The organism is Treponema berlinense, from assembly GCF_900167025.1.
Taxonomy (GTDB): Bacteria; Spirochaetota; Spirochaetia; order Treponematales; family Treponemataceae; genus Treponema_D; species Treponema_D berlinense.
Genome location: NZ_FUXC01000011.1, coordinates 1 through 19,871, shown reverse-complemented (window position 1 = coordinate 19,871; position 19,871 = coordinate 1). Strand labels below are relative to the sequence as shown.

The 19,871-nt window shown below is 38.1% G+C and carries 19 protein-coding genes; 8 read left to right on the top strand and 11 right to left on the bottom strand.

All coding sequences use genetic code 11. The annotated features are described in order from the left end of the window. Nucleotides 1–47: 47 nt before the first annotated feature. Complete coding sequence (locus B5D47_RS11465) at nt 48–215, bottom strand: hypothetical protein (RefSeq protein ID WP_159443517.1); 168 nt, start codon at nt 213–215, stop codon at nt 48–50. Then, nucleotides 212–667, bottom strand: coding sequence for a hypothetical protein (locus tag B5D47_RS11695; RefSeq protein WP_234969994.1), 456 nt, complete (start codon nt 665–667; stop codon nt 212–214). Before B5D47_RS11695 ends, B5D47_RS11465 begins: the two co-directional genes overlap by 4 nt. A 577-nt stretch (nt 668–1,244) precedes the next feature. On the opposite strand from B5D47_RS11695, the gene B5D47_RS08970 reads away from it, so the two are divergent. Together B5D47_RS08970 and B5D47_RS08965 are read left to right on the top strand one after the other, a co-directional pair. After that, nucleotides 1,245–2,039, top strand: coding sequence for a hypothetical protein (locus B5D47_RS08970; protein WP_078931499.1), 795 nt, complete (start codon nt 1,245–1,247; stop codon nt 2,037–2,039). 370 nt (nt 2,040–2,409) lie between these two features. Further along, on the top strand, nt 2,410–2,967 hold the full coding sequence (locus B5D47_RS08965) for a DUF2798 domain-containing protein (RefSeq protein WP_078931498.1): 558 nt from the start codon (nt 2,410–2,412) through the stop codon (nt 2,965–2,967). Here B5D47_RS08965 and B5D47_RS08960 read toward each other — a convergent pair. Further along, nucleotides 2,959–4,452 carry an OmpA family protein gene (locus tag B5D47_RS08960; RefSeq protein ID WP_143592658.1) on the bottom strand — a complete coding sequence of 498 codons (1,494 nt, stop codon included), beginning with the start codon at nt 4,450–4,452 and terminating at the stop codon, nt 2,959–2,961. The two genes, B5D47_RS08965 and B5D47_RS08960, sit on opposite strands and share 9 nt — an antisense overlap. A 156-nt stretch (nt 4,453–4,608) precedes the next feature. Here B5D47_RS08960 and argC point away from each other — a divergent pair, with 156 nt between their 5' ends. The 3 genes from argC to ettA all read left to right on the top strand — a co-directional run bounded on the left by argC (nt 4,609) and on the right by ettA (nt 8,735). After that, on the top strand, nt 4,609–5,568 hold the full coding sequence (gene argC / locus B5D47_RS08955) for an N-acetyl-gamma-glutamyl-phosphate reductase (protein ID WP_078931496.1): 960 nt from the start codon (nt 4,609–4,611) through the stop codon (nt 5,566–5,568). Between the two features lie 178 nt (nt 5,569–5,746). Next, the gene (locus B5D47_RS08950; protein WP_078931495.1) at nt 5,747–6,865 is read left to right on the top strand and encodes an ABC transporter ATP-binding protein; all 1,119 of its coding nucleotides are present in this window, start codon (nt 5,747–5,749) and stop codon (nt 6,863–6,865) included. Between the two features lie 106 nt (nt 6,866–6,971). After that, a complete protein-coding gene (gene ettA / locus B5D47_RS08945) occupies nt 6,972–8,735 on the top strand; it encodes an energy-dependent translational throttle protein EttA (RefSeq protein ID WP_078931494.1) in 1,764 nt (587 codons plus the stop codon). Nucleotides 8,736–8,843: 108 nt separating this feature from the next. Here the strand turns inward: ettA and B5D47_RS08940 are convergent, their stop codons facing one another. Then, nucleotides 8,844–9,566, bottom strand: coding sequence for a TMEM165/GDT1 family protein (locus tag B5D47_RS08940; RefSeq protein ID WP_143592656.1), 723 nt, complete (start codon nt 9,564–9,566; stop codon nt 8,844–8,846). A gap of 346 nt (nt 9,567–9,912) precedes the next feature. Between B5D47_RS08940 and B5D47_RS08935 the strand changes: the two genes are divergently transcribed. Then, entirely contained in the window at nt 9,913–10,707 is a 795-nt protein-coding gene (locus B5D47_RS08935; protein ID WP_078931493.1) for a hypothetical protein, read from the top strand. Here B5D47_RS08935 and B5D47_RS08930 read toward each other — a convergent pair whose 3' ends face one another. The 5 genes from B5D47_RS08930 to B5D47_RS08910 form a co-directional block, all read right to left on the bottom strand. Beyond that, entirely contained in the window at nt 10,708–12,879 is a 2,172-nt protein-coding gene (locus B5D47_RS08930; protein ID WP_078931492.1) for a radical SAM protein, read from the bottom strand. It lies immediately after the preceding gene. Nucleotides 12,880–13,096: 217 nt separating this feature from the next. After that, nucleotides 13,097–14,098, bottom strand: a complete 1,002-nt coding sequence (locus B5D47_RS08925; protein WP_078931491.1) for a DNA adenine methylase — start codon at nt 14,096–14,098, stop codon at nt 13,097–13,099. Next, on the bottom strand, nt 14,095–15,246 hold the full coding sequence (locus B5D47_RS08920; protein ID WP_078931490.1) for a hypothetical protein: 1,152 nt from the start codon (nt 15,244–15,246) through the stop codon (nt 14,095–14,097). The genes B5D47_RS08925 and B5D47_RS08920 overlap by 4 nt, the downstream gene beginning before the upstream one ends. Further along, complete coding sequence (locus B5D47_RS08915; RefSeq protein ID WP_078931489.1) at nt 15,246–15,935, bottom strand: restriction endonuclease; 690 nt, start codon at nt 15,933–15,935, stop codon at nt 15,246–15,248. The genes B5D47_RS08920 and B5D47_RS08915 overlap by 1 nt, the downstream gene beginning before the upstream one ends. A gap of 2 nt (nt 15,936–15,937) precedes the next feature. After that, the gene (locus B5D47_RS08910) at nt 15,938–16,729 is read right to left on the bottom strand and encodes a DNA methyltransferase (protein ID WP_078931488.1); all 792 of its coding nucleotides are present in this window, start codon (nt 16,727–16,729) and stop codon (nt 15,938–15,940) included. A gap of 221 nt (nt 16,730–16,950) precedes the next feature. Between B5D47_RS08910 and B5D47_RS08905 the strand changes: the two genes are divergently transcribed. After that, nucleotides 16,951–18,696 carry a 1-deoxy-D-xylulose-5-phosphate synthase gene (locus tag B5D47_RS08905; RefSeq protein ID WP_078931487.1) on the top strand — a complete coding sequence of 582 codons (1,746 nt, stop codon included), beginning with the start codon at nt 16,951–16,953 and terminating at the stop codon, nt 18,694–18,696. A gap of 209 nt (nt 18,697–18,905) precedes the next feature. Here the strand turns inward: B5D47_RS08905 and B5D47_RS08900 are convergent, their stop codons facing one another. Further along, a complete protein-coding gene (locus tag B5D47_RS08900) occupies nt 18,906–19,097 on the bottom strand; it encodes a hypothetical protein (protein WP_078931486.1) in 192 nt (63 codons plus the stop codon). Nucleotides 19,098–19,289: 192 nt separating this feature from the next. Between B5D47_RS08900 and B5D47_RS08895 the strand changes: the two genes are divergently transcribed. Further along, entirely contained in the window at nt 19,290–19,574 is a 285-nt protein-coding gene (locus B5D47_RS08895; RefSeq protein ID WP_078931485.1) for a TRL domain-containing protein, read from the top strand. 48 nt (nt 19,575–19,622) lie between these two features. Here the strand turns inward: B5D47_RS08895 and B5D47_RS11460 are convergent. Continuing rightward, nucleotides 19,623–19,871: hypothetical protein (locus tag B5D47_RS11460; protein WP_407701155.1), on the bottom strand; the 249-nt coding region annotated here is incomplete at its 5' end.

The following is a 19,871-nucleotide window of genomic DNA, read 5'->3' as shown; positions in this document are numbered from 1 at the left end:
TTTGAGCGGGATATAATTTCTAAAAAAATAGTTTTTTTATTATACTCTCACTGAAAGAATTTGAAAATCCCCAAATAATCCAGGCGGCAGTCTTTGTTGTGAGCCTTGATTACAGAAATCAGGTCAAGGTACATTGTGTCGAACAGATAAGGATTTGCCTTGAAGATTTCACGGTCTTCTTTACCAAGCTGAAGAATGATTCCGTCTGAGTTCAAGGCTGAAACGAATTTTTCAAAATATTCTTTTGCATTTTTAAGTGAAAGAGCGAATGTACTTCTGTTGTAAAGGTCAAAGTCAAAGTGAACTCTTTTGCAAGAACAATCTGTTCTTCGTGAGCATAAAGAACTTTACCCTTTGGTTCAGTCTTAGTTTTTTCGCTGCCCTTTTCAGCTTCACGTTTTTTATCCAGAGAAATGTTTCTGAAGTAAACAAGAACATTTGAAAAAACAATTACAAGATTCAGAACATATACTGCAAGTACGTAGTTGAACTGGTGATTGATGATTTTAGCGCTGATTCCAAGAACGTAACCTGTGATGATCAGAAAGATAAAAGCAAGACTTGTACTTTTTGCAGTTTCGGCTTTGTAAGCCTTTACTACATTGATTGGCCAAGAAAAACCAAAACATACCAGCATACCTGCTTCAAAAAGATGTGCAAAATTCATTTTAATAAACTCTAATACAATTTTTTTGAAGGTGTCACCTTCGTTTCTGATGGTTCACATAATAATGAACTGAAAAATACAAACAATTTTCTGAAAGATAAAAAAATGATTTTTTTTGCGGCACTTTTTTTACTTTCTTAAGTCAAATCTTTTTCTGATAAATGATATGGAAGAGAAAGACACTCAATGGAATAAAAGAAGAAAGATACGACATAGGTCTTGATGAAGTAAATAATAAAAACCTCTAAAAATTACCCGGGGGAATTTCTTTTGCCATACTTATTATTCCTATGGACGGAATATTTTTGCCCAAAAATGTTTTTCTTTTACTGTAAATTTCCCCTGTCAGACCGGCTGCTCTGGCTTCGCTCCCGCTCATTGCAGCAACTTGGCCTTGCCAACCCGCTGCAACTACGGCCGCCGCATCCGCCGTAGCATTTTCCACTAACAGAACAACAGTTCAAAAAAACAATGACGTAACAAAACTCACTAACAGGAACACAGGTTCAACATTTGCAGAAAAAACTTTTGCCAAAAAAACATTGCGACAAAACAATGTGCTTCGTATAATACAGGAATGACTTCCCAACAGTACGCCGTTTTTTCAGACTTCCGCAGGGATTTTAAAGAGTATTGCAAAGAAAAATCCCAGGAATTTGGTTCACTCCTTATGCCCCTTCAAAAAGAGGCTGCTGAAAAAGACACCCCTGCCTATCCCTTAGAAAATCCGGTAGTTTACAATACCGCTCTGGACGAAATAACAGAACAAAGTCAAATACGGCTGATAGTAATCGGCGACAACCCTGGCAAAGACGAGCAGCTTTCAAAAAATCAGAAATATCTTGTAGGTCAAAGCGGAAAAATAGCCGCCAGCTTCTTCCAGAAAAACCCCCAGTTCCACATTGATTTCCGAAAAAATGCCATAATATTGAACAAAACCCCCGTACATACCGCAAAAACAAAGCACCTAAAATTCCTTGCAGCTCAGGGAGGGGAAAAAATCCGCCGGCTCCTGCAGGAAAGCCAGCTCTACATGGCTCAAAAAACCGCCCGACTACACCTTGAACTTTGCAATGCCACCCAAACCGAAGCCGAAAAACCAAAAATTTTCCTTGTGGGTTACAGCGAACTCAAAAAAAATGGGATTTTTACCACCTACCGGGAGGAATTAAAAAAAAATTACGACACTGCCCCAGAGGAATGGAAAAAAGTCTTTGTATTCCAGCATTTTTCCATGAACAGATTTTCCATCGACCTGAAAGAATATATGAAAATCCAGAGAACCCAGGACATAGTTCAGTCCGCTGACATCCTGGGCACCCTCCACAAAACCGAAATTTTTTCTGAAAGCAGTTTCTTGAAGAAAAATTAAATCTTCGTTATTCTTTAACAGGTTTTAAATAGTCTGAACTTGAGTTAATTCCAGGCATTTCTGGCGATTTTTGATTGCGAGGAAAGTCAAAACTCGGCTTTAGTACTAATAAAATCAATAAAATTTTTGCCAATGGCTGTTCTTTCGGAATATCTAAAAGACGGTTTATGGCAGATTTCTCAATGTAAACGACACATGTCTTGAGGGTTTTTGATATTCCCTCATATAAATCTGATCACGGAACATTGCCTTTTTTTGGCGGTGCCTCCGTGATTTTTTTTTGCCTGTGACGTTTTACTTAAATACGCCTCTAAAATTTTACAAATACGAATTTTTCGAGGTCAAATTCTTTATGTTCCAGGAGGTTTTTATGCCAAAAAATCAGTTTGAGCGAATGATGTTCGCTCTCATCACCGTGGTTATTACCGTTCATGCCTATGTTTTCTACAGTCTTTATGTAGTAAACGGAAGTTTTTTTCTTAAAGTAACGGGAGAAAATTCCGTTTTACAGGCAATCCGTACAATGGGCGGTGTTGAAATGTTCGGCCGGAACCTGCCCATTTATGTAATAATTCTGGTTGAATTTCTCTTTGCCTACACTCTTGAATGTGTCATGGGCAGTCCTCTGTCTTTTAGACTTGTCTGCCGCCTTTGGAAACCCGAAGAAACAAATCCCCTGCTGTTTGAAACTTCAATTATCTGTGCAACGGTTGGTCTTATGTGTCCTACCATGAGCCTGATTGCCGCCGCCTTGTACTATCCCTACAGGGAACTTCCCTTTAACCTGCTTACTTTCCTTGCAAACTGGCTCAGGCTGGTGTGTTTTAACTTTCCCTTTGCTTTTTTTACCCAGCTTTTTTTCATTCAGCCTCTGGTGCGTACCCTATTTAAAGTGCTTTTCCGGCGGTCTGACACAAATTCATTTTAAAATCGTTATTTCTACCCGCCTGTTCTGGGCTCTGCCTTCCGGGGTTTCGTTAGATGCCACTGGTTTTGTACCTCCAAACCCCCGGCATATAAAGGCACCAGCCTTAACACCCCGGGCTTTCAGTTCCTGAGCGATTTTTTTTGCCCGCTGTTCAGAAAGGGTCTGCTCTCCAGCCGGCTTTCCCACGCTGGCGGTGTGACCTTCCACCAGAAGCTGTGCATTCGGTGCCATCTTTAAAACCTCTGCAATTTCGTCCAGACGGCTGCTTTCTCCCGGCAAAATCTGGGCGCTGTCTGGTGCAAATTTTATGTCCCTTATGCTCAGACGAATTCCAGCCGGCACTTCTTCCGCCACAATGTTGTTTTTTGGCTCTGCCCCAGCCGTTTTTCCAGTAACCGCCTCCGCAACCTTTGCCGAAGATACTCCTCTGAGGGAAGAAACCTCTTTGACCGTGCCTGCTCCTTTTTCCGAAATTGCCGCCCCTTTGACCGAAGATGTCCCTTTGACGGAGGACGGTTCTCCACCAGCAATGGCCACTCTTTCAGTTGATGTACCTTTTCCAGCAACTGCCCCTCTGTCAGAAGAGCCCCCTCTGACCGAGGATGCACTTTCCTCCCCCGTCTTAACGCTAGCCACCCGGTTCAGGGCAGCCATAATCCTCTGAGAATCAAAGGCTGGAGGAAATTCCGTAAACAGGGTAATGGTTCCCTTAAAATTCACCTCAGTGCCATCAATCCAGAAAAAAGTTTCGTCAACGTTGTCCAGAATCAAAATCGGCTCGCCGGTTTCCTGCAAAACAATAATATCCGCCTTGTGTCCGCCACGAGCCTTTTGCAGCGAAGAATCCCCTCCAAAATCACGGTTTTGCGCGTCATAATAAGTCTGCCAAATTGCCTTGATTCTATAAACCGCCTGCCCTTTATAAGTTTCCGCACCAGAAAAAGTATAAAGAACCTGCATCGGAATTTTTGTAAAAACACCTTTATTGAGCGGATCAACCGAACGTTCCGCCACAGCCTTCCAGCTTTCTCCAACATTCACCTTTTCCGCAGTATAAGCCGGAAAACTCCTAAAACTCGGATAACCGTTATCCTTGTACATTGTAAGCTGCCCGTTTTTAAAAATATGAAAAACCGACTGAACCGCTTCGTGAATCCCTGCTCCGGCAACCTGAGAATTACGCAAAGTTTCTTCCATTACATAAAAACTTCCGTCATACCACTGGTCATTTTCGTAAACAGAACCTTTTGCCTTAAAACGCATCAACGGAGGCTCACTCGGACTCACAAAAGAACGAACTTCCCTGCTCGTCAAACCGACATATTTTCCGTTCACATAACGGCGCAAATTTGTCCGTTCCACAAGCGAATATCCGCCTTTTCCCGAATAATGCAATTTTACAGCCTGCGCCTGAGCAAAAATTTCGGTATCAGCCGTCGCAAAAAGAGCCATCAAAAAAAATATCCAAAAAGTTCTGTGTTTCATATCGTAATTATCGGTCAAAAAATATATATTTAAAGAAATCCGGGCGTTACTTTTGGCTTTGCAGCCAAAAGTCGGGTCTTCCGTGGCTACCGGTGCTTTGCACCCGCTTTGCGGCCACTCCAACCCCTAACGCAAATAATTTTGGAGACGAAAAAAATGGCTTACAAAGTTTTTATTGACGGCAAAGACGGCACAACCGGTCTTAAAATTTATGAACGTTTTGAAAAACGCAGCGATATCGAAATTCTTTTAATCGATGAGGAAAAACGCAAGGATCCTCAAGAACGTGCAAAAATGATAAACGCGTCCGACTTTACGTTCCTCTGTCTGCCGGACGCAGCCGCAATCGAGGCCGCAAATCTTTGCACAAACCCAAAAACCCGCATTTTGGACGCTTCAACAGCTCACCGCACAAATCCAGATTGGGCTTACGGTTTTCCAGAACTTTCCAAGGAACATCGCCAGAAAATAGAAAATTCAAACAGGGTTGCCGTTCCAGGCTGCTATGCTTCCGGTTTTATATCTCTCGTTTATCCGCTTATCAAAAACGGAATAATTGCTCCAGATTATCCGGTTGTCTGCCATGCAGTGTCGGGATACTCGGGAGCAGGAAAAAAAGCAATCGCCCAGTACGAATCTCCAGACCGCAATCCAGAATTAAAGTCTCCGCGTCTTTATGCGCTCACACAGGAACACAAACACCTTCCGGAAATGCAAAAAATCAGCGGACTTTCATACAAGCCGATTTTTAATCCTTATGTCTGCGATTATTTTGAAGGCATGACCGTAACAGTAAGCCTTTTTACAAGACTTATGCAAAAAAAACTCAACGGCCAGCAGCTTACAGAACTTTTTAAGGAACATTATAATTCCAGCCGTTTTGTAAAATGCGCAGAATTTTTGGGCGAAGGCACACTTACGGAAAATTTTATCCCTGCAAACACACTCGCCGGAACAAACAGCATGCAGATTTTTGTCTGCGGCAACGACGAAAGGCTGGTTCTTACAAGCCGCTTTGACAATTTGGGCAAAGGAGCAAGCGGAGCCGCCGTTCAGTGCATGAATATCATGATGGGAATTGACGAAGCTACAGGCTTAACTTACGCCGGATTGTAGTGGTTGCAAAGCAAGTCCGAAGGACCGCAGCCACGAAAAGCCGGTTAGACGGTTAACTTCGTCCATATAAAAAACTTCGTTTTAAAGTGTTTTGCGTACTCAGATTATTGATTTTGATACTTATTAAATGTTATTATAATGAAAGTAATTTTTAATTTATTACTGTTAAGAGGATTAAATGGCTAAGATTGAACTTAAAGGTATTACAAAAATCTACGACGGCAACGTTCTTGCTGTAGAAAGATCTAATGTAACAATTGAAGACCGCGAATTTTGTGTATTCGTAGGTCCATCTGGTTGTGGTAAATCTACAACTCTCCGCATGATTGCCGGTCTTGAAGACATTACTGGTGGTCAGCTTTTAATTGATGGCGAAGTTATGAACGATGTTCCGCCAAGAGACCGCAACATTGCCATGGTTTTTCAGGATTATGCTCTTTATCCACATATGACAGTTTACGACAACATGGCTTATGGTCTTAAAATCCGCAAAATTGACAAAGAAGAAATCGACCGCCGTGTCCGCGAAGCTTCTAAAATTCTTGACCTCGATACATATCTCGACCGCAAACCAAAGGCTCTTTCCGGCGGTCAGCGTCAGCGTGTTGCTGTAGGACGTGCAATCGTTCGTTCTCCAAAAGTATTCTTGTTCGACGAACCTCTTTCTAACCTTGACGCTAAACTCCGCGTTCAGATGCGTGCAGAAATTTCTGCCCTCCACAGCCGTCTTCAGGCAACAATGATTTACGTAACACACGACCAGATTGAAGCTATGACAATGGGTACAAAAATCGTTGTAATGTCAGAAAAACGCATTCAGCAGATTGGTGCTCCACTTTATCTTTACAATCACCCGATTAACAAATTTGTTGCTGGATTTATCGGAACTCCTCCAATGAACTTCTTCAAAGTAAAGATTGAAGCAAACGGTGATAAAGTTGTAGCAAACGAAGGAACATTCAAACTCGTTCCAACAGAAAACCAGCAGAAACACCTTAAGGCTTATGTTGGAAAAGAAGTATGGTTCGGTATTCGCCCAGAAGACCTTATTTATCAGGATGCTCCGGCAGCAGAAAACAATATTTCTGTAAAAGTTACAAACAAAGAACCACTCGGTGCAGAAACACACGTTTTTGTACAGATTCAGAACACAAAGGTTGTTGCAAAATGCCACCCTTCTGTAAATCCAAAACTTGGCGACACAGTAAACTTTGTTCCAAGAATTGACAAATGTAAGTTCTTTGATTTTGATACAGAAATCAACATCTGCGAACCAGAAATCGAAAAAACATGGTAATTTAAGCCATATATGCAGACCAGCCGAAAGGCTGGTTTTTTTATGCAAATTTACACAAATTTGCCGGTGTCTATAACTAAATACAAACTTCTGTTATACTGATTTTATGGCTAAAACATTCGACGACAAAAAAATCATTTATACCATGGACCGCGTTAGTCGCGCTTATGGTACAAAAGTAGTTCTTAAAGACATTTCGATTTCTTATTACTACGGCGCTAAAATTGGTGTTATCGGTGAAAACGGTGCCGGTAAATCTTCGCTTTTTAAGATTTTTGCTGGAATTGATAAAGATTACACTGGCGAAACTCAACTTTTGCCGGGTTATTCAATGGGCTATCTTGAACAGGAACCTTATCTTGAACCAGGAAAAACTGTTCTTGAAGTAGTAAAAGAAGGCGTTAAACCGATTACAGACCTTCTTGAAGAATTTGATAAAGTTAACGAAGCTTTTGGCGATCCTGACGCCGATTTTGACAAACTTTGTGCACGCCAGGCAGAAATTCAGGAAAAACTCGATGCCGCAGATGCCTGGAATCTGGACAATAATCTTGAACTTGCAATGGACGCACTCCGCTGCCCTCCGCCAGACCAGATTGTTGATGTCCTTTCTGGAGGAGAACGCCGCCGTGTTGCTTTGTGCCGTCTTCTTTTGCAAAAACCGGACATCCTTCTTTTGGACGAACCTACAAACCATCTCGATGCAGAAACTGTCGCATGGCTTGAACGCCATTTAAAAGATTATCCGGGAACAATTATTGCAATTACTCACGACCGTTACTTCTTGGACAATGTTGCCGGCTGGATTTTGGAAATGGATCGAGGCGAAGGTTATCCTTTCAAAGGAAACTATTCTGAATGGCTCGAAGCAAAACAAAAACGTCTTGAACTTGAAGAAAAACAGGCAAGTGTTCGTCAGCGCGAAATGAAAGAAGAATTGGAATGGATTCACGCAGGAGCAAAAGGCCGTCAGGCAAAACACAAGGAACACATTACAAAATACGAAGCTCTTCTTGCCGAAGAATCAAAACGAATCCAGCTTAAAGACAGCCAGATTTCTATTCCAGCAGGACCACGTCTCGGAAACGTTGTTATCGATGCTGAAAAATTGACTAAATCTTTTGGCAACAAACTTCTTTTCGAAAACCTCGACTTCCATATTCCTGCCGGAGCTGTTGTTGGAATCGTCGGTCCAAACGGCGCAGGAAAAACAACTCTCTTCAAAATGATTGCAAGCGCCGCCGGACAAGATATTGAATTACCTGACGGAACAACAGGAAAAGAACTTCCTGATTCTGGAAAAATCCAGATCGGCGAAACCGTAAAATTGGTTTACGTAGACCAGATGCGCTCAAAACTCGATCCAAACAAAACAATTTACGAAACTTTGAGCGGCGGAAGCGACCTTGTAAAACTTGGTGCCGTAGACGAGAAAGGACGTCCGCTTAACGGCGCAGTTCGCGAAGTAAATGCCCACGCTTACTGTTCATGGTTCAATTTTAATTCTGCCGAACAGAACAAAAAAATCAGCGTTCTTTCCGGCGGAGAAAAAAACCGCCTTAACATGGGACTTATGTTCAAAGAAGCAGGAAACGTTCTTCTTTTGGACGAACCTACAAACGATTTGGACATTTCGACAACACGTTCCCTCGAAGAAGCAATCAACAGTTTTGCCGGAGTTGTGCTTGTAGTAAGCCACGACCGTTACTTCCTGGACCGCGTTGCAACCCACATTCTTGCGTTTGAAAACAATTCGGACATTCACTTCTTTGAAGGAAACTGGTCTGAATACGTTGAATGGAAAAAGACCGTTCTTGGAATTGATGATGAAGTTCCGCACAAAACGGTGTACCGAAAACTTACGCGATAAAACATTCAAAAAACTAAAAAAGCCTTGGTCAAATGAAGAGCAATAATTAAAGGAGCACTTCAGAAAAACCAAGGCTTTTTTTTCAAAAATTTTTGCGTTCTTAAAAAATTATTTTTTCTTTGACTTTTTATTCAATTTTAACTGCAAAAGGCAAAGTCCTGCAAAAACAACAGCAACAACTGCCAGAACAAGCCAAATTGGAACAAGCACATCCGAGCCTTTTACCGCAAGACTTTCCTGCAAAAGCGACAATCCCTGATAAACCGTAAAAATTCCAAATCCGGCAAACAAAACGAACGAAAGAATTTTTAAAATTCCATCAGGAGCCTTTGTTTTTAAAAGATAACCAATTAACATTCCAATTATATCGGCGGCAAAAAGTCCGATTGAGCACGCAAACCAAATGACAAAAACTTTGCTCAATCCGTAATTTGCGCCAAAAGTTACTGCGGTCAGTTGAGTTTTGTCACCAAGTTCAGCAACAAAAAAAGTACAAAAAACAGCCAGCGGAGCAAATTTTATTTTACTTCCGCTTTCTTCTTCGTCTTCATCATCGTCCGATTTTAAGGTCGTTACGGCAAAATAAATAAAAGCTGCGGCAGCTACGAATTTTACAGCCCATAAAAATGAATTCAAAAGCTCGTTCAACGCACCGCCAATAAAAACCGCAATTCCGTTCAAAACTAAAACAGCAACCAAAGTTCCAAGAACAATGTCGCGAATTTTATATTTTGAAGTCATTCCAATCAAAAGCAACTGAGTTTTATCGCCAAATTCAGCAACAAAATCCGTAATCATAACCGTAAAAAACACCGCCAAAAAATTTTCCATCTTTTTCTCCAAAAAATTAAAATAAGCAAAAAAAAGACCTGAGCAAAACTGCACAGGTCAAAATCTACAATTTTATGACGCATGCACAGAATTTCCATTTTTTCTGCACATGAGTCTCGCAAATTAAAGAAAGCCAGGTAAAACCAGTATGTTGACTTTCTACTTAAAAATAAGTCTGCTACTCCCTCAAGAGTTAAATTATGTTCAAACTATAGCAAAATTATTTTTGTTAGGTGAATTTAAAAAATGTTAGTCTAAAACAACCACTTTTCGTCAAATTAAATTCACATTATTGCATTAGTCCGCTCATTTTTCTAAAATACTTCAATATAAGACATAAAACGTCATGAAAATTAAAAAAAACGAAAAGAAATTCACAGTTTTTATTTTTCTCACTTTTTTCTGCATTTTTGACAGTTTTTCTGCAGCGGTAAAGCATGTGTCGCCAATTGAAGGAATCGACTGGACTTTTGAAACAACAATGGGTTTTCAGACGTTAAACAACTCAATTATGTCAAAAGAATCCAATTCTGCCTCAATCAAAAATGAAGTCCTTTTTTTCTACGGAATTTTATATCACGCATATTTAAACAAAATTCCTATGCTAAAAGCGCAGATGAATTTAGGTCTTACGGAACACAAATTCATTCTATGGTCGGATAATCCTGATTTTAACCACCCAAATGAACAGCTCAACGAACTTTTGCGCTGCATCGAGGTTGATGTTCAGTATCTTCTGCCTTCAGTTAGAATTTACAAAGGAACTTTTATTCCGTTTTTTGGTTATTCTTTCTACAATTATTCTTACGCAAAAAACTTTTCTACCGCAAAAAACGACACTTTTAAATTCAACGCTTTTTGTGTTGGACTTGAATACAACACAAAAATTTCAAAATCAATCAGGCACAACTATTACTTTTCGTTCGCTCCGCTCCTGTTCAACGAAAACCAGCACATAGAACCATATCTTTATTTAAATTACGGAGCAGAAGCAATTTTTGACACAAAACCTGTCGCAGTCACGCTTTTTTTGGCTTTTAAAAACGGCTTGAATGTGGATTCAAAATTTTTACATAAAAAATCCTATGTCTTTTCAAATACAGAACTCGGACTTTCTTTTCATATTTCTCTCAACGGTTAATTACGGCAAAACGCACAATCCTCGACCGCGCATAGTTTTTTCGTTAGAATCAGCATCTGATTCCTGCATTTCGCCCATATAAAACCAGCGCAGTTTTTGACCGTGTTTTGTCTTTACGAGAATTTTTTCACCTCCAAGCCAAAAAATTTTTTCTTTATCTTCAGGAAGAGGTTTTAAAAATTCCAAATCGCGCTTTTTTTCATATTTTTCAATCATTTTTTGAATAAAGTCCGGTCCAACATCCGGTTTTGGAACATTAAAACCAAACCACTTATAAACCGGTTTTTCTAAATTTCTGCCGTGCATCCACTCGTCGAGCGAAAATTCCAACGCTTGGGCATATTTTTCGGAAGATTTTTCGCCTTCAAAATGCAAACCGTTTTTTGCAAACAACGGAATATTTTTTTCTGCAAGAACCTTTAATTCTGGGTGCAGGCCTTTTTTCCATTCATCGTAAACCCGCGAATGTCTGGTCAAAACAAATTTATGCCAAAAACAACTGTCCAAAAGACCGTTTGCATAGAATTGCCGAAGAGTTTCCATCGAATTCATCAAATCCAAAGGTTTTTCAAACCAGTATCCAAAAATCATATATGCATGAACCAAAACGCCAGCTTCCTTAAAAGCACAGCACGCTCCGACAATCGATTCCAAATCCGTACCTTTGTGAATCGCGTTCAGTCCGTTTCCTGTAGCACTTTCGAGCCCGGCACTGACACCGACCAAACCACCATAAGCCAAAAAATCTGCAATATCGCGAGTAAAATTTTTTTCAAAGCGGATATTTCCCCACCAGCTCAAAGGAGAGCCGTGAGCAATATTTTCTTTTGCAAAAGCAATCATTGCAGCAGGTGGCATAGCTTCGTCAACAAAATGAATTCCAAAAATATTTTTTTCTTTGCATTGTTTTAAAAGTCCTTCGTACAACAGCTTAATATCCGTCATACAAAAACTTTTTACATAATCCAAAGTAACGTCGCAAAATGCGCATTTATGCCAATAACAGCCATGAGCCATATATGCTTTTATCCACGCTCCATCCGACCAAAGACGGTGCATTGGGTTTGTGTCGTCAATCAGACGCGGATATTTTGAAAAATCAATGTCCGAAAAGTCAGGAATTACGGATTTTGTCATTTGAATTTCATAATTCAGTTCCTGGGAATCTGGTTTTGCTGGTTCCAAAATTTGAACACTTTCCGTTCCGCAAGAATCGCCGCTCAAAACAAACTGACGCAAATTATAAATTTCTTCCGCTTTTTGTTCTGTTTTTAAAATTTCCAGCAACTTTTTATAAGAAGCATATCCGCGGTCATAACTAATCGCATCGCAATATTTTGTCAGAGATTTTTCTTTTGTTTCACGAAGTTCCGTATTAACAAAACCACCGCCAAAACTTACAAAAATTTTTTCTGAATATCTTTGTTTTAAAAATTTTCCGGTGGACAAGGCTGCGGCAAAAACGCCCGGAAAAGGAATGCTTACACAGACAAGAATTTTTTCGTTTTTTTTGGCAGATTTTGCCTCAGAAAGCATTTTTTCAATTTCCGGAACAACTTCTTTTTCCAAAAGAGGAACATAAAATTCTTTTAAGATCGGGCTGTCAGCACCTTTTTCGATTTCGCTAAAAACAGATTCGCTTATCGTAAGACTTTCCGCATAACGGACAAGACTAAAATTTCTGTCAAAAGCAACGTTTATAAAATCCGCAAAATCAACCAGCGCAAAACTTGCAAGACTTCGGGCATCGTCGGTCGTTAAATCGTGATCGAGATTTGCCAGAAAATTTTCCATTCGGTTTCCACGAGGAACATGCGCCCCAAAAACAAAGGCATGGGCGCTTTCAAAACCTTTTCCGCACAAAATTTGAACAATCCGGTCAATCCAATCAATCCAATTTTTTTTCTGACAGACATATCTGCGCAAGTTAAAGGCAGTGTTTTCATCACCAGAATTTTCCGCTTTTTGGGCAAGTTTTAAAGCATTTTGTTCAGACAACTCAAAAATTTTTTCCAGCCCGGATTTACAAAAAATTGAATAAAAAAGTTCGATATTTAAATCCAGCCACTTAGTCAGGCAGTTTTCGCGCTTAAAAAAATCAGAAAGATACGCTCCACTAGGATAAGCAGTATTAAGCTGCATAACCGGAGGTTGAAGAATCAAAACATTCATAAAAACATTTTAACACATTTATCAAAATGAAAGAAATTACTCAGAAAAAGCCTTGAAAGCAAAAAAAAAGCCCCAGAACAAAATCTGCGAGCCACTGAGAATTAAATAACCAGAAAACTTCTAAGGTTTTCTATAAAATTTATAATAACTCAAATTATTTTTTATAGCAATATTTTAACAAAAAATTAATAATGCCGAAAAATTGTTTTTTTTCTTGTTAATTTTTTTCCAAAATATGCAAATATTCTACAGTCGATTTAGCTTTATTAAAACGATTTGAATCTGCTTTAAAACGCTGATAATCAGTCTGCGCCAAATCATAACGCCCGTATTTCCGCATAATTCTTCGAACATCTTCCACGCTCATTAAACCTTCGTTATTGTAGGAAAGAAAGATATATTTAAAATTTGCATTTTTTATTAAGTTTTCAAATTCTTCTTTTACACTTGAAACTGAACAATATTTTGAACGAGTATACTCGCGAAGCCCTGTTTTTCCTTTAGGAACAAATGGCTTATATTCAGCTATTGTATTCAAAATATGATAATTTGCTCCGTACTGCCGCGTGTTATAAGGCGGATCAAGATACAAAATATCACCTGAAATTCTAGTTATCAATTCATTTGCATCAGACTTAAAAACCTCATGCTCGTTATCATTAAGTTCAAAATCAGCTGATTCTAAAATCATTTGTTTTTTTGCGGATTTTTTCAGATTTTTTAGATATGCGCCATAAACGCTTGCAGTATTTGCAACTTTATCTGCACTCTCCAAAAGACTTGCAAGGAGAAAATAATACATACTTTTGTTTATTTTTCCATTGTTTTTCCATTCTTCGATTTTTATGCGAATAGAATCAATTTTTTTACCATTTTCATCAGAAAAATATTGTCTTTCTCCGTTTCCGCCAAGACAATAATTTTTGTAAATAAATCCGTCTACACAAAAAGAAAGTTCATTTAATTCAGATACAAGATTTTCTGCATTTTTAAGCGGACGATGATTTTCAATATAATTTTTATTCAGAATATAGCTGTAATATTCAATGTCATTTGAAATGACTTTTTTTACAGATGTTTTGAAAGTTCTACCGACAATTCCTGTTCCTGCAAAAATATCACAGAATGTTTTTTGAGAAAGATCTGTCCCACAAACAGATTTTATTGTTTCTGGCAGAAAATGCTGACAGAGTTTTAATTTTGAGCCAATATAATTCATTTTTGATAGTCCACGATTTTAAAAAACAAATTATTTTCTAAAATCTCATATTCAATATATTTTAGTGGAAGAACATTACTTTCCTGATTAAAACGTTTAAATTCATTTTTCAAATCATCTGACAATTTCTTGCGTTTTACGCAAATCAAAACTGGCTGGATATCGCTTTCTGGACTATTCGGAACATAATATTGTTTTATCCATTCAATATAACGACCTAATTGGCGTGTATTATCAAAACTTGCTGCAACTGCTTTTAACTCTATAGGCATAACAATTTTCTGATTTTCATTTATTGTCTTAGAAATCATTACGTCTATTCTTTGTAAGCCCACACCACAGGAAACTTCATTACCAATCCATTCAATGTTTTTTTCTGCATTTAAAGCCTTGTCCAAAGACTCGTTTATTCCGCGTCCAATATTTTGAGTTATATACATTTGAAGATGGACTTCAAATGCTTGTTTTCTTGTAGCCTTTGCGAGCAATCTTGGCAAAATATTTATTTCTTCAGTTCTGCCTGTATATTCCTTATGCTTTTCACCTTTTATAATATTTCTTCCATCAAAAGTGTAATCACAAAAATTCAAAGTCTGATTTTTATTTTTCTGTCTGATTAGAGAAATTAGTCTTTTTGACTCATAAGTCGTAATCATTGTATTACCACGATTTCCCTTCAATTTTCTATAAATCAAACTCCAAAGCATTTGATATGGTGAACATATATTTTTTATTTCATCAAGAGCTTCCCATTCTGTCACGCCTTGTTGATAAACCTGATAAGGCTTGATTTTTAACCTAAAAGTCAATGATTTTTTTAGTTCTTTATACAAAAATTGATTTTCATCAAAATTATCAAGAAAAATTCCATCTTCTGCTGCCTGAAAAACTCCAAAAAACATTCCTTCACGAGCATTTTGTTTTTCAATCAGATAAAAAATTATCAAATCATCTTTTCTTACACGGCAACCATCTGCCATCATACCGACAAGCGAATATTCCCCAGCATGTTTCCTTCCCGAGTATAATTTTGTTGTAGATGAATTATTAAAATCGACTGATTTTTCTTTTGCACCAGTTCCAGCAAACATATATTCAAGGTGATATTTAAAAGTGTTGTCATCAACAATAAAAACATGTGTTGTCATTAATTCTCTCCATTATCTCCGTAAAGTTTTTTCATTATGAATTCAGTTGTATTTTCACTTGCCTCTTTTACTAATTTTTTTACAGATTCTTTTCTATATTCAACCGGATCATATTGATAACAACCAATGCATCCCAATTCTTCTGTATAATTTTCATCGCCTTTATAAAATGAATATGGATTTCCTAGAAGATTTTTCGCATCCCATCTTTTGTCTGTCGCTTTACAATTTTTGCAGATTTGTCTTTTTACATCATTAGCTGCTTTACATAATGGTTGAAAATCTTCCAGTTTCTGAGTAGCCATATCTGAAACACGCATATCATTTTTTCTTCCGTCTTTGTGGTCAATCTCAATTCTAGTATTTACTGATGTACCGTGAACACCAAGCATAACGCAGTTTTTATCTTTATAAAAATTTTTTATATCGCTACGAATATTTTGACTAAATGAACAGTCTGTTTTTAAACCAGCTGTTCTGACCTTTTCTATCGCTCCATATTCTGGAAATCTTTCAAGAATAAATCTTTTTGCTAATGCTCCATCGCCTCTTCCCCATGACCAGCCATTTTGAAACATTAAATCTGAATATTTTCCTACGAATTCTGTTTTCGCAACCCAACGGCTAACTCCATTTTCGTCTGGTTTTGCTAACTCCAAAAACAATTCAATTTGAGTTTTCTTTGACATAATCAGAATTCCTTTTTAAAAACAAAAATATATTCATGCTTGAATAAATAATAATCGCTCTGCATTGCTCTGTAACGCCAAATTCCTTGAGCACCAATTTTTCCGCGGTTTCCTTCGATGTTTTTAACAATGATACCTTTTAACTTTGTCTTAAAGTTTTTCTTAATTGCGTCCATCACATAAAATCCTAACGGAATAACTTCAGACTTTTTGTAAACATCACCAATAACAACCGCAAAATACTTATTTTTTTTAAGAAAATTCAAGCCATTTTTTATAGCCAGCGTAAATTTTTCCAAAAAAAGTTGCAAATCCGCAATCGCAGACAAATCTTCTTTTTTATCCGTAAATTTTACAATATCCATATAAGGCGGATGCGCAATAATAAAATCAACAAACTTTGATTCATTTTCGCACCATTCAAAACTTTGCGACATACATTCATTCATTTTCAAAGTATCACAAACATCACAATTATTAATAGCAAAATGAATGTTCTGAGTATCTGTCATTTTTTGATAAATCAAGTCAATCATAGATTGATTTATATCAAAACCGATATAATTGCGCTCAAGATTTTCACATTCAAAAAGCGTTGTTCCACTTCCTGTAAAAAGTTCAAGGACAGTGTCATTTTTATGAGTGTATCGTTTTATAAGCTGATATGGGATTTGCGGAACAAAATTTCCATGATAATTATTTTCATGCTTTCCAGAAGAATCTCTCTTTTGAATAAGCCAAAGGGAATCGACATTTATATCAGAAGTCTTCCAATCTGTTTCGTCATTTATCATCTCTTTAATCTAAGCTATTTTTCCTTTTTTTTCTATGCCCTGGGGCGTTGCGGGGTGTCCCCGCTGGGTGGGTAGCGGAAAACCGTAGGGTTGTAGCGAGGGAGGGGCTCCTCCCTTCTTTTATAAATTTCTTTTAAGAAAATTTTTTTTGTTTTTTTTCTTGTATAATTCTATATTGAATCTTTAAGTTTTATTTTTGAATTTTGGAGGTATTTTATTTTATGCTATTGGACAATATTTCTTCTCCGGCCGACTTAAAAAATCTTTCTTTTGACCAGCTTGTTTCTCTTGCCGGCGAAATCCGCGAAGGTCTTTTTAACCGTCTTACAAAAAAAGGCGGACATTTTGGGCCGAATTTTGGTTTTGTTGAAGCGACAATCGCACTTCACTTTGTTTTTGACTCTCCAAAAGACAAAATTGTTTTTGATGTAAGTCATCAGTGTTATCCGCACAAAATGCTGACTGGCCGGGCATATGGATTTTTTGACGAAACTCAATTTTCAAAAATCAGCGGCTATTCTAATCCTGACGAAAGTGAACACGATTTTTTTAAGGTCGGACACACGTCAACTGCCGTAAGTCTTGCCTGCGGTCTTGCAAAAGCACGCGACTTAAAATGTCAGAACGAAAATATTATTGCTGTTCTTGGCGACGGTTCTTTGAGTGGCGGCGAAGCGCTCGAGGCTTTGGATTTTGCCGGTGAACAAAATTCGAATTTTATCGTAGTTTTAAACGACAACGATATGTCGATTGCAGAAAACCACGGCGGAATTTACAAAAACCTAAAAGAATTGCGCGAGTCGAACGGAAAATGCGCGTCAAACATTTTTAAATCATTCGGACTAGACTACATTTACGTAGACAAAGGCAACGATATTCCGTCTTTAATCGAAGCATTCCAGAAAGTAAAGAACATTGATCATCCAATTGTTGTCCACATAAATACGCTCAAAGGCTGTGGCTACAAACCAGCAGAAGAAAACAAAGAACTTTGGCACTGGACAGCGCCTTTTAACCGTCAAACAGCAGAACGCCCAGTTTCTAATGCAGAAAACTACAACTCTATGACGGCAGAATTTCTTCTCAAAAAAATGGCCGCCGATTCGACAGTCGCATTTGTCTGCCCGGCAGTTCCGGCAAATTTTGGCTTTACAAAACAAAACCGTGAAAAAGCCGGCAAGCAGTTTATCGACACAGGAATTGCCGAAGAACACGCAATCGCACTCGTGAGCGCAATGGCAAAAAAAGGAACAAAACCAGTTTTTGGCACACATTCAAGTTTTATCCAGAGAACTTACGATCAATTGAGCCAGGATTTATGTATCAATAAAAACCCGGCAACACTTCTCGTAAATACAGCAAGCGTCTGGGGAATGAACGATATAACCCATCTTGGAATTTTCGATATTCCTTTAATGTCAAACATTCCAGAACTCGTTTACCTTGCTCCAACAAATTGCGAAGAATATTTTGCTATGCTCGACTGGTCAATTGAACAAAATAAATTTCCGGTTGCAATCAGAATGCCATGCAACGGCATAATCCACACAACCGAACCTGTTCAAAAAGATTATTCGGATTTAAATAAATACAAAATTACGCAAAACGGAAGCAAAATTGCAATTCTGGCGCTTGGCGACTTTTTCCAGCTCGGAGAAAAAACGGCGGATTATATCGAACAGCAGAGCGGACAAAAACCAACACTCATAAATCCGCGCTACATTACAGGTCTGGACAAAGAACTTTTGACAGAACTCAAAAAAACGCACGAAAAAATAATCACCCTCGAAGATGGAATTTTGGACGGTGGATTTGGACAAAAAATTGCGTCTTTCTACGGTTCTTCGCCGGTCAAAGTGTACAATTTTGGGTTAAAAAAAGAATTTCTCGACCGTTACAATGCGCAGGAAGTCCTAAAAAATAATCATCTTACTCCAGAACAAATCTGGCAAGATATAAAAAATTAAATGGGCGACTTTGGGACTTCTTTTATGCACATAAAAACTGTCAAAAAATAATAAAATTTACAAATAAAAGAAAAAGCCAGTTTTTAGCAAGTCCCAAACCGGGCTATCCGCCATTATCATTCTAAAAAAGCCGGATAATTAAAAAATTACCCGGCTTTTTTAGAACGCCTTCGGCGTGGCTCCTATCCCTGTCGCAAAACGTCAAAAATTCAATCTTCATCCCAGGCGTCATAATCACCTTTGGAACTTTTTAGAGCACTCCAGCCAGCAGATTTTTCTTCCAGCATTTCGGCATCTTCCCTGCCCTGAAAATTCGTCCACTGCGTAAATTCATGCGGTTTAATTTTATTCAACTCGCAATCCTTATTTTTTTCTTTTAAATCTTCAATTCCATTCGCCATAAGTTTATCCTTCTTCAGCCTTATTAACTTATTAAAAAATAGCCCAAATTTCGAGTAGTTAAGGCTAAATAGTATAATTTTAAAAATTTTAGAATTCAATTCAAATTTTACATAATTTTAAAAGCTTTACATATGCGCATTGACAAAATACTGGGGGGGTAAAATTACTTAATTTTTTTTCAGGGGGTTTTTATGAAAAAAATTGCTTTGCTTCTTGCTTTAATCGTTTCAGCATCAGCATTCATCGGATGTACATCTGTAGCACCAGTATGTGCAACTTCAAATGAACTTGGTGAAAAAGTAGGAACAAATACTGCTGGTTACCTTTTTGGTATTATTCCAATTACTGGCACAGATTACGGTATTGCTGATGCGGCAAAAAAGGCTGGAATTACAAAAATTTCAACAGTTGACTTAAAAACTTTCAATTATTTGGGTTTTTACTGTGGTCACACAACAATCGTAACTGGCAACTAATTTTCCTATGATATTTGTCAATAGCAAGGAACTCCTGATTCCATAATTTTACGATGCTTTTGATAAAGCTTCAACTGCAAGTTGTGATATTGAAGTTGAAGGTCTGTTTTCATATGATGTTCCTGTCTTCAGCAACGTGTACATCAACTCTGCAAGTTTTCTTGCTACAGCCACAATTGCAATTTTTTTTCCTTTGCTTTGAACCTGCGTCATATATAGATATTTTTCCCTTAATGCTCCGCTTCCTTTTGACCTTACATGTGACCATGCCGCCAGTATAAGGAGAGAGCGTAAGTT

Coding starts and splice junctions, on each gene's coding strand:
- B5D47_RS11695 (WP_234969994.1), bottom strand. CDS start 667: ATGAATTTTGCACATCTTTTTGAAGCAGGTATGCTGGTATGTTTTGGT.
- B5D47_RS08970 (WP_078931499.1), top strand. CDS start 1,245: ATGACTTCCCAACAGTACGCCGTTTTTTCAGACTTCCGCAGGGATTTT.
- B5D47_RS08965 (WP_078931498.1), top strand. CDS start 2,410: ATGCCAAAAAATCAGTTTGAGCGAATGATGTTCGCTCTCATCACCGTG.
- B5D47_RS08960 (WP_143592658.1), bottom strand. CDS start 4,452: ATGAAACACAGAACTTTTTGGATATTTTTTTTGATGGCTCTTTTTGCG.
- argC (WP_078931496.1), top strand. CDS start 4,609: ATGGCTTACAAAGTTTTTATTGACGGCAAAGACGGCACAACCGGTCTT.
- B5D47_RS08950 (WP_078931495.1), top strand. CDS start 5,747: ATGGCTAAGATTGAACTTAAAGGTATTACAAAAATCTACGACGGCAAC.
- ettA (WP_078931494.1), top strand. CDS start 6,972: ATGGCTAAAACATTCGACGACAAAAAAATCATTTATACCATGGACCGC.
- B5D47_RS08940 (WP_143592656.1), bottom strand. CDS start 9,566: ATGGAAAATTTTTTGGCGGTGTTTTTTACGGTTATGATTACGGATTTT.
- B5D47_RS08935 (WP_078931493.1), top strand. CDS start 9,913: ATGAAAATTAAAAAAAACGAAAAGAAATTCACAGTTTTTATTTTTCTC.
- B5D47_RS08930 (WP_078931492.1), bottom strand. CDS start 12,879: ATGAATGTTTTGATTCTTCAACCTCCGGTTATGCAGCTTAATACTGCT.
- B5D47_RS08925 (WP_078931491.1), bottom strand. CDS start 14,098: ATGAATTATATTGGCTCAAAATTAAAACTCTGTCAGCATTTTCTGCCA.
- B5D47_RS08920 (WP_078931490.1), bottom strand. CDS start 15,246: ATGACAACACATGTTTTTATTGTTGATGACAACACTTTTAAATATCAC.
- B5D47_RS08915 (WP_078931489.1), bottom strand. CDS start 15,935: ATGTCAAAGAAAACTCAAATTGAATTGTTTTTGGAGTTAGCAAAACCA.
- B5D47_RS08910 (WP_078931488.1), bottom strand. CDS start 16,729: ATGATAAATGACGAAACAGATTGGAAGACTTCTGATATAAATGTCGAT.
- B5D47_RS08905 (WP_078931487.1), top strand. CDS start 16,951: ATGCTATTGGACAATATTTCTTCTCCGGCCGACTTAAAAAATCTTTCT.
- B5D47_RS08900 (WP_078931486.1), bottom strand. CDS start 19,097: ATGGCGAATGGAATTGAAGATTTAAAAGAAAAAAATAAGGATTGCGAG.
- B5D47_RS08895 (WP_078931485.1), top strand. CDS start 19,290: ATGAAAAAAATTGCTTTGCTTCTTGCTTTAATCGTTTCAGCATCAGCA.